This window comes from Nonomuraea sp. NPDC050478 (assembly GCF_044458265.1).
In the GTDB taxonomy this organism is placed as follows: Bacteria; Actinomycetota; Actinomycetes; order Streptosporangiales; family Streptosporangiaceae; genus Nonomuraea; species Nonomuraea ferruginea.
In genome coordinates this window covers 722,801-732,733 of sequence record NZ_JBITHT010000003.1, presented here as the reverse complement: position 1 = coordinate 732,733, position 9,933 = coordinate 722,801, and the positions used below count along the sequence as shown (strand labels likewise).

The 9,933-nt window shown below is 75.4% G+C and carries 1 protein-coding gene; it reads left to right on the top strand.

From position 1 onward, the window contains the following. Positions 1-9 precede the first annotated feature (9 nt). Complete coding sequence (locus ACIBF7_RS17795) at positions 10-9,933, top strand: amino acid adenylation domain-containing protein (RefSeq protein ID WP_397197588.1); 9,924 nt, start codon at positions 10-12, stop codon at positions 9,931-9,933.

Genomic DNA, 9,933 nt, shown 5'->3' with positions numbered 1-9,933 from the left:
CCCGCACGCATGTCGGAGACCTTCGCCGCGCGGATCGCGCAGCTGCCGCCGGAGCGGCGCAAGCTCCTGCTGGAGCGGCTGGCAGGCGAGCGGCGGCCGCGCGCGCCGCGCACCGGCGAGCCGCCGGCCCTCTCCTTCGCGCAGGAACGGCTGTGGTTCCTGTGGTCCATGGCTCCGGACAGCTCCGCCTACAACGCCCCCGCCGCGGTACGGCTGCGCGGCCCGCTCGACGCCGAGGCGCTGGGCCGGGCGGTCGACGGGGTGGTGGCCAGGCACGAGATCCTGCGCACCCGCTACGTCGCGGAGGGCGGCGTGCCCGCCCAGGTCGTCGACCCCGCCGCCCCTGTCGGGCTTCCGGTCGTCCCGGTGACGGAGGGCGAGCTGCGCCGGCTGGCCGACCGCGAGTGCGCGGCCCCGTTCGACCTGGAGCACGGTCCGGTGCTGCGCGCCACGCTGTTCCGGCTGGCGCCGGACGACCACGTGCTGCTCCTGGTCCTCCACCACATCGCCGCCGACGGCTGGTCGCTGCCCATCCTGTGGCGGGAGCTGGACGCGCTCTACCGCGGCCAGGACCTGCCCGCGCTGGACATCCAGTACGCCGACCACGCCCACCGCCAGCGTGCCGAGTCCGGCGGCGACGGGCTGGACCACTGGTGCGGCCAACTGGCCGGGGTGGAGGAACTGGCCCTGCCGCTGGACCGGCCGCGCCCCCCGGAACCCGCCCACCGGGGGCAGCTCGTGCCGGTCCGGGTGCCTGACGACAGCGCCGCGCGGCTGCGCGAGCTGGCCAGGCGGAACGGCTCGACCCCGTTCATGGTGCTGCTCGCCGCGGTCCAGGCACTGCTGTCGCGGGTGACCGGTCAGCACGACATCGCCGTGGGCACCCCCACGGCGGGACGGGATCGGCAGGACGTCGCGCCGCTGATCGGCTTCTTCGTCAACACGCTGGTCGTCAGGACCGGCACGGCCGGCGACCCCACCTTCCGCGAGCTGCTGGCCAGGACCAAGGAAAGCGTCCTGAACGCCTTCGCCCACCAGCACATCCCGTTCGAGCGCGTCGTCGAGCGGCTCAACCCGGTGCGCGAGGCCGGGCGCAACCCGCTGTTCGACGTCATGGTCACCGGCGACAGCGACGCGGCGGGCGCGCGGCCCGAGCTCGGCGGGCTGGCGGTGGAGCCGTACCCGTGCGACGGCGGCGGCGCCCTGTTCGACCTGACCTTCAGCCTGGACGACTACTTCGCGGGCACGCTGGAGTACGACGCGGAGCTGTTCGACCCGGGCACCGCCGAGCGCCTGGCCGGCCGGCTGGCCGAGCTGCTGCGGCAGGCCGCGGCCGACCCCGACCGCCCCGTCTCCGCGTACGACCTGATCAGCGAGGCCGAACGGCGGCGGCTGGCCGGATGGAACTCCACCGGGCTCGCCTTCGATCCGGAGACCGGGCTGGAGGCGCGCTTCGAGGCCTGCGCCGACGCCGCGCCCGGCGACCTGGCCCTGCTGTGCGGCGCGGAGCGGCTGACCTACGGCCAGGTGGAGGAGCGGGCCAACCGGCTCGCCCACCTGATCGCCGAGCTCGGCGCCGGGATCGACGATGTGGTGGCGGTCTGTGTGGGCCGCGGCCCCGACTCGGTGATCGCCCCGCTGGCCGTGCTCAAGGCGGGCGCCGCCTTCTTCCCCGTCGACCCCGACCAGCCCGCGGACCGGCTGGCCGCCATGTTCGCCGGGGTCGCCCCCGCGGTCGTGCTGACCGGGCCCGGCTTCGGCGCGGATGTCCCGCCGGGGCCCTGGCGCGTCGCCGACGTCGCCGGGGCGGCCGGGCGGCCCGCGCACCGGCCCGGACGGCGGGTGCACCCCGACGCGCTGGCCTACGTCATCCACACCTCGGGTTCGACCGGCACGCCCAAGGGCGTCATGGGCACCAGGAGGGGCCTGGCCAACCTCCGGGCCGACTGGGCCGCCCGCGAGCTCGCGGTCCGCCGCTGGCTGACGGTCGCCAGCCCGTCCTTCGACGTCTTCCTCGGTGACGTGGTCAGGAGCCTGACCTTCGGAGGGAGCCTGGTGATCGCGCCGCGCGCCCTGGCGCTCGACCCGGCCGCGCTGGCCGGCGCGCTGGCCGCCGAGCGGATCGAGGCGTTCGACAGCATCCCCGCCGTCCTGCACGGCCTGGCGGGACACGTGGCGGCCGGTGGACCGGAGCTGCCCGAGCTGCGCCTGCTGGTCTCCGGCGGCGACGCCCTGCCGGTGGCCGACTGCGACGCCCTCATGGCGACGTTCGGCCCCCGGGTGCGGGTGCTGAACGCGTGGGGCGCCACCGAGACCACCATCGACAGCACCATCCACGAGGCGCGCCGGGGCGCCCGCACCGTCTCGGGGATCGTGCCCGTCGGCCTCGCCGCCGCCAACACCGCCGTCCACGTGCTCGACGAACACGGCCGCCAGGTGCCGATCGGCGTCGTGGGCGAGCTGCACGTCGGCGGCCCCGGCGTCGCGCGCGGCTACGCGAACCAGCCCGCCGCGACCGCCGCGAGCTTCGTGCCCGACCCGTTCGCCGCGGCGCCCGGCTCACGCCTGTACCGGACGGGGGACAGAGGGCGGCGGCTGCCCGACGGCAGCATCGAGTTCCTCGGCCGTGACGACGACCAGGTGAAGATCCGCGGGCACCGGGTGGAGCCCGGCGAGGTGCGCGCCGTCCTGCGCGCGCATCCCGCGGTGGCCGACTGCCACGTGCTGGCCTGGCCGGACGGGCGTGACCACCGCCTGGTCGGCTACGCCGTGCCGGACGGCGCAGCGGACGCCGCCGCGCTGCGCGACTTCTGCAACGAGCGGCTGCCGCGGCCGATGTGGCTGTCGTCCGTGGTCCTGGTGGACGAGCTGCCGCGCACGCTGAGCGGCAAGGTCGACCGCTCGCGCCTGCCGGACCCGGGCCCGGGGACGCAGGGCAGGCGGGCCGCCTACGAGGCGCCGCGCACCGAGCTGGAGGTGGCCGTGGCCGCGATCTGGCGGCGCGTGCTCGACCTCGACGGCACTCCCGGCGCCGAGATCGGCGCGCACGACGACTTCTTCGACCTCGGCGGCCACTCCATGCTCGCCACGCGGCTCCGGTTCGCGCTGCGGCAGGAGCTCGGCGCCGACCTCCCGGTCACCACCGTCTTCGAGGCGCCGACCGTGGCCGCCATGGCCGCCCGCGTCGCCGCCGCCCGCCCGGCGCCCGCCCCGATCGAGCCGGCACCGCGCGTGAGCGCGCTGCCGCTGTCGTTCGCGCAGGAACGGCTCTGGTTCCTGTGGAAGCTCGCGCCCGGCAGCACCGCCTACAACATGCCGGTCTCGGTACGGCTGCGCGGCCCGCTCGACCGGGCCGCCCTCGCCCGCGCGCTCAGCGGCGTCGTCGCCAGGCACGAGATCCTCCGCACCCGCTACGTCGAGACCGACGGCCGGCCCCGCCAGGTCATCGACCCGCCCGCCCCTGTCGAGCTGGGCGACGGGCTCGACGACGCCCTGGAGCGGCCCTTCGACCTGGAGCACGGACCCGTGCTGCGGGCCAGGCTGCACCGTGAGCCGGACGGCGCGCACGTGCTGCTGCTGGTCTTCCACCACATCGCCTGCGACGGCTGGTCGCTGCCCGTCCTGTGGGACGAGCTGGCCGCCCTCTACCAGGGCCGCGAGCTGCCGAGACTCGACGTCCAGTACGCCGACCACGCCGTCCACCAGCGGTCCGCGGCCGAGCCGGGAAGCCTGGAGCACTGGACGGCCCGGCTGGCCGGCCTGGAACCACTCGACCTGCCCGCCGACCGGCCGCGCTCGCACACGGTCGCGGGGCACGGCGACCACGTCCCGCTCGACCTGCCCGCCGACGGCATGCACCGGCTCGCCCGCGAGCACGGCGTCACCGTCTACATGGTGCTGCTCGCCGCCGTGCACGCGCTGCTGTCGCGGCTGACCGGCCGGCACGACGTCGCCGTGGGCACCCCGGTCACCGGCCGCGACCACCCCGCCACCGAGCCGCTGATCGGCTTCTTCGTCAACACCCTCGTGCTGCGCGGCGACACCACGGGCGACCCGGACTTCGCCGAGCTGCTGCGGCGCACCAGGCGGACCGTCCTGGAGGCGTTCGCCCACCAGGACACCCCGTTCGAGCGCATCGTCGAGCGGCTCAACCCGGTGCGCGTGCCCGGCCGCAACCCGCTGTTCGACGTGCTGGTCACCTACTCCAAGGAGGAGCGCCGCGACGTCTGGACGCTGCCCGGCCTGGACGTGGAGCGGCTGGACACCCGGGTGCCCACAGCCCAGTTCGACCTGACCTTCGCCGTGCACGAGACCGGCGGCAGGCTGCACGGCGCGCTGCACTACGCGTGCGAGCAGTTCGACCGGCCGACGGCCGAGGCGATGGCGGCCCGGCTGACGCGGCTGCTCGGCGCGGCCGTCGCCGGCCCGGCCGAGCCGGTCTCGCGGCTGCCGCTGCTCAGCGCCGAGGAGAGCGGCTGGGCGGAGGGCCCCCGCCGCGACGCGGACCCCGAACCGCTGCCGCACGTCTTCTCCGGCCATGTCGCGCGTACGCCGGACGCCCCGGCGCTCGTCGCCGGAACGGCCACGTGGACCTACGCCGAGCTCGACCGCGAGGCCAACCGGATCGCCCACCACCTGATCGCGGCGGGCGCCGGACCGGAGAGCGTCGTCGCGCTCGCCCTGCCGCGCTCGGCCGAGCTGATCGCCGCCATCCTGGGCGTGCTCAAGGCCGGCGCCGCCTACCTGCCGCTCGACGTGAGCCACCCCGCCGAGCGCGTCGCGTCGACGCTGCGCGACGCCCGGCCCGGGCTCCTGCTCACCTGCCGCGCGGCGGACGTGCCGTACGAGCGCAGACTGCTGGTGGAGGAACTGGGCGGCGGGCCCGACCACGATCCGGGCACGCCGCTGACGCCGGAGACGGCGGCCTACGTCGTCTACACCTCGGGTTCCACCGGCACCCCCAAGGGCGTCGTGCTGGAGCATCGCGGTCTGGCGAACCTGACGGCCAACCTGGGGGAGCGGCTGGACGCCGCGGGCGGGCCCGCGCACCGGGTGCTGCAGCTCGTCTCTCCCGGTTTCGACGTGATGGTCTCCGAACTGGCGACGGCGTTCACGCGCGGCGGCTGCCTGGTGGTCGCGCCGGCCACGTACACCGGCGAGGAGCTCGGCGCCTTCCTGCGGGAGCAGCGGGTCAGCCTGGCCCACGTGCCGCCCGCGATCCTGGCCACCGTGCCGCGCGAGCCGTTCCCCGACCTGCGCGTGCTCGTCGTCGGCGGCGAGGGCTGCCCGGCCGGGCTGATGGAGTGGTGGTCCACCGGCCGCACGATGATCAACGCGTACGGTCCCAGCGAGGTGACCGTCGACGCGACCGCCTGGCGCTGCGAGCCGGGCACCATGCTCATCGGCCACCCGCTGCCCCGCGTCCAGGCGCACCTGCTGGACGCCGCCCTCCAGCCGGTGCCCCCCGGAAGCCGCGGCGAGCTGTACGTCGGCGGCCCCGGCGTCGGCCGCGGCTACCTCGGCAGGCCGGGGCTGACCGCGGCGCGCTTCGTCGCCTGGCACGGCGGCGCCCGCCTCTACCGGACCGGCGACCTGGCCCGGCGGCTGCCCGGCGGCGCGCTGGAGTTCCTCGGCCGCGCCGACGACCAGATCAAGCTGCGCGGTCACCGCATCGAACCGGCCGAGATCGAGCACGCGCTGGGCCGGGCGCCCGGCGTCACCTCGGCGGCGGTGATCTCCCGGGGCGACCAGCTGATCGCCTACGTCGTGCCCGCCCGCGCCAACCCGGCCGCCGTCATGGCGCACGCCCGCACCCAGCTGCCCACCCACCTGCTGCCCGCGGCGATCCTGCCGCTGGACGCGCTGCCGCTCACCCCCAACGGCAAGCTCGACAAGGCCGCCCTGCCCGAGCCGCCGGCCACCCGGCACCGGCCGCCCCGCACGCCGCGCGAGGAGACGCTGCTGCGGCTGTTCAACGACACGCTCAACGCCACCCACCTGGGCATCGACGACGACTTCTTCGCCAACGGCGGCCACTCCATCCTGGCCACCCGGCTGATCAGCCGCATCCGCGGCGCGCTGAGCGCGACGCTGACCATCCGCGACCTGTTCGACCACCCGACCGTGGCGGGGCTGGCGGAGGTGCTGCGCGAGGACGCCAGGCCCGCGCTGCGCCCGATGGCCAGGCCTGACCGGCTGCCGCTGTCCTTCACCCAGCGCCGCCTGTGGTTCCTGAACCGGCTGGAGGACGCGGGCGACCACGCCCAGAACACGCTCACCTGCCTGCGGCTGCGCGGGCCGCTGGCCACCACCGCGCTGGCCGCCGCGCTCACCGACGTGGTGGCCAGGCACGAGCCGTTGCGCACCGTCTTCCCCGAGGACGCCAGCGGGCCGTACCAGCGGATTCTCGCCCCCGCCGTCCTCGGCCTGGCCCCCGAGCCGGTCACCGAGGACGACCTGCCCGGCCTGCTGACCGACGTCGCCTCGCAGGGCTTCGACCTGACCCGCGAGACGCCGCTGCGCGCCAGGCTCTTCCAGCCGGCGGCGGACGAGTACGTGCTGCTCCTGGTCGTGCACCACATCGCCTGCGACGGCTGGTCGATGGCGCCGCTCGCGCGCGACCTGGCCGAGGCCTACCGCGCCAGGCTGGAGAACCGGGCTCCCGGCTGGCGGCCGCTGCCGGTACGCTACGCCGACTTCGCGCTCTGGCAGGACCCGGGCGACGACCACCTGGACTTCTGGCGCACCACCCTCGACGGCCTGCCCGACCAGCTGGAGCTGCCCACGGACCGGCCGCGCCCGGCGATCGCCAGCTACCGCGGCGACACCGTGCCCTTCACCATCCCCGCCGGGGTGCACGGGCGCATGGCCGAGGTGGCGCGCGAGCACGGCGTCAGCCTCTTCATGGTCACGCAGGCGGCGCTCGCCGCGCTGCTCACCCGGCTGGGCGCGGGGAGCGACATCCCGATCGGCACCGCGGTGGCCGGCCGTACGGACGAGAGTCTCGACGACCTGGTCGGCTGCTTCATCAACACGCTGGTGCTGCGCACCGACACCTCGGGCGACCCGAGCTTCGGCGAGCTGCTCGCCCGGGTGCGGCACGCGAACCTGGCCGCCTACGAGCACCAGGAGACCCCGTTCGAGCGGGTCGTCGAGGCGGTCAACCCGACCAGGACGCTCGCCCGCTTCCCGCTCTTCCAGGTGCTGCTGGTCTTCCAGAACAACGCCGCCGCCGACATGTCCTTCCCCGGCGTGCGCTCGGCCCACGAGCCGGTACGGCACGGCACCGCGGACTACGACCTCACCCTCGACGTCATCGAGCGCTACGACGAGTGCGGCCGCCCCGAGGGGATGGACGCCTACCTGGAGTACGCCGTCGACCTGTTCGACCGCTCGACGGCCGAGTCCATGGCCGAGCGCCTGCTGCGCCTGCTGGAGGCCGCCGTCGAGGACCCGGGCACCCGCGTCGGGGCGCTGCCCGTGCTCACGTTCGACGAGGTGGAGCTGGAGTTCGCCCGCTCGCGCGGTCCCCGGATCGAGCCGCCGGAGCTGACCGTGCCGGAGAGCTTCGCACGGCAGGCCGCCAGGACCCCGGACGCCGTCGCGGTCGTGGCGGGTGACCACCGGTGGAGCTTCGCCGAGCTCAACCGCCGGGCCAACGCCATCGCCCACCACCTCCGCGCCCGGGGCGCGGGACCGGAGCAGCTGATCGCGCTGGCCCTGCCCCGCGGCGCCGAGATGATCGCGGCGGTGCTGGGCGTGCTGAAGGCGGGCGCCGCCTACCTGCCGCTGGACCTGGAGCACCCGGCGGAGCGCATCGCCTACACGCTGGACGACGCGCGACCGCTGCTGGTGCTGGCCACACGGGAGAGCGCGGTGCCGTACGAGCGGACCGTGCTGCTGGAGGAGGTGCCCGACGGCCCCGGCCACGACCCGGGCACGCCGCCGCGCCCCGGGCACGCCGCCTACGTCATCTACACCTCCGGTTCCACCGGGCGGCCCAAGGGCGTGGTGCTGGAACACGGCGGCCTGGCGCACCTGCTCGGCGCGCACCGGCACGGGCTGTTCACCGCGGCCCGCGGCGAGCGGCTGCGCATCGGCTTCGTGGTGCCGCTGACCTTCGACACCTCGTGGGACTCGATGCTGTGGCTGATGGACGGCCACGAGCTGCACGTCATCGACGACGTCACCCGCCGGACGCCGGAGGACCTGGTCGACTACATCGACGTGCACCGCGTCGGCTTCGTCGACCTCACCCCCGTCTTCATGGAGCAACTGGTCGCCGCCGGGCTGTTCGCGCCGGGCAGGCACCACCCGAAGGCGCTGATGGTCGGCGGCGAGGCGGTCTCGGCGGGGCTGTGGCGGTCGATGCGGGAAGCGCCCGTCACCGACAGCTACAACTACTACGGCCAGACCGAGTGCACCAACGACAGCACCGGATACCGGGTGCGCGACGGCGACATCCCGCTGATCGGCCACCCGCTGGCCAACACCGAGGTGCTGCTGCTCGACGACAACCTGCTGCCGGTGCCGCCCGGCGTGCGCGGCGAGCTGTACATCGGCGGCCCCGGCGTCGGCCGCGGCTACCTCGGCCGGCCGGGCCTGACCGCCCAGCGCTTCGTGGCCGCCCCCGGCGGGCGGCGCTGGTACCGCACGGGCGACCAGGCCAGGCGGCGGGCCGACGGCGCGCTGGAGTTCGTCGGCCGGGCCGACAACCAGGTCAAACTGCGCGGCCACCGCATCGAGCTGGCCGAGATCGAGAACACGCTCGGGCAGGCGCCCGGCGTCGCCCAGGCGGCGGTCATCGTCCGCGACGACCAGCTCGTGGCCTACGTGACCCCCGAGCACGCGGACCCGGCGCGGCTGCACAGCCACGCCCTGGCCCACCTGCCGACCCACATGCTGCCCGCCGCCTACCTGCCGCTGCCCGAGCTGCCGCTCAACGCCAACGGCAAGCTCGACCGCCGGGCGCTGCCGGAACCGCCGCGCACCGGGCACCGGCCGCCGCGCACCCCGCGCGAGCACACCCTGCTCGGCCTGTTCACCGAGGTCCTGGAGCGGCCGGAACTGGGGGTCGACGACAACTTCTTCGCCGCCGGCGGCCACTCCATCCTGGCCGCCCGGCTGATCAGCAGGGTGCGTTCGACGCTCGGCGCCTCGCTGAGCATCCGCGACCTGTTCGCCGCGCCCACGGTGGCCGAACTGACCGAGCGCCTGTCCGGCGGCGGCGCCGGCGACGACCCGTTCGACGTGCTGCTGCCGCTGCGGCCCTCGGGCACGCTGCCGCCGCTGTTCTGCGTGCATCCCGTCGGCGGCGTCAGCTGGTGCTACAGCAGCCTGCTGCCGCACATCGAACCGGACCGGCCGGTCTACGGCCTGCAGGCCACCGGACCCGACCAGCCCGGCTCGGTGGCCGAGATGGCCGAGCGCTACCTGGAGGTCATCCGCCGCGTGCGGCCGGAAGGGCCCTACCACCTGCTCGGCTGGTCGTTCGGCGGCCTGGTGGCGCACGCCATGGCCGAGCGGCTGCCGGGTGAGGTCGGGCTGCTGGCCCTGCTCGACGGCTATCCCGCCTTCTCGGGCGCGGAGCGGCCGGGCATCGAGGACGCCGCCGAGGCCCGCGCCCTGCTCATGGACTCCGTCGGCTACGCGGCCGACCTCGACGAGGAGCTCGTCGCGTCGATGACGGAGACCGTGCTGCGCAACTCCAAGCTGCTCGACACCCACCGGCCCGGCCGCTACGACGGCGACGCTCACCTGTTCATCGCCACCCGGACCTGGCCGGCCGGGCTGTCGGCGGCCGGGATCTGGGCGCCGCACGTGGCGGGACGGCTGGCCGTACACGAGATCGACTGCGACCACGACGCCATGGCCAGGGCCGAGGCGATGGCCCTGATCGGGTCGATCGTGGCCGGACACTGCCGGGAGGCATGA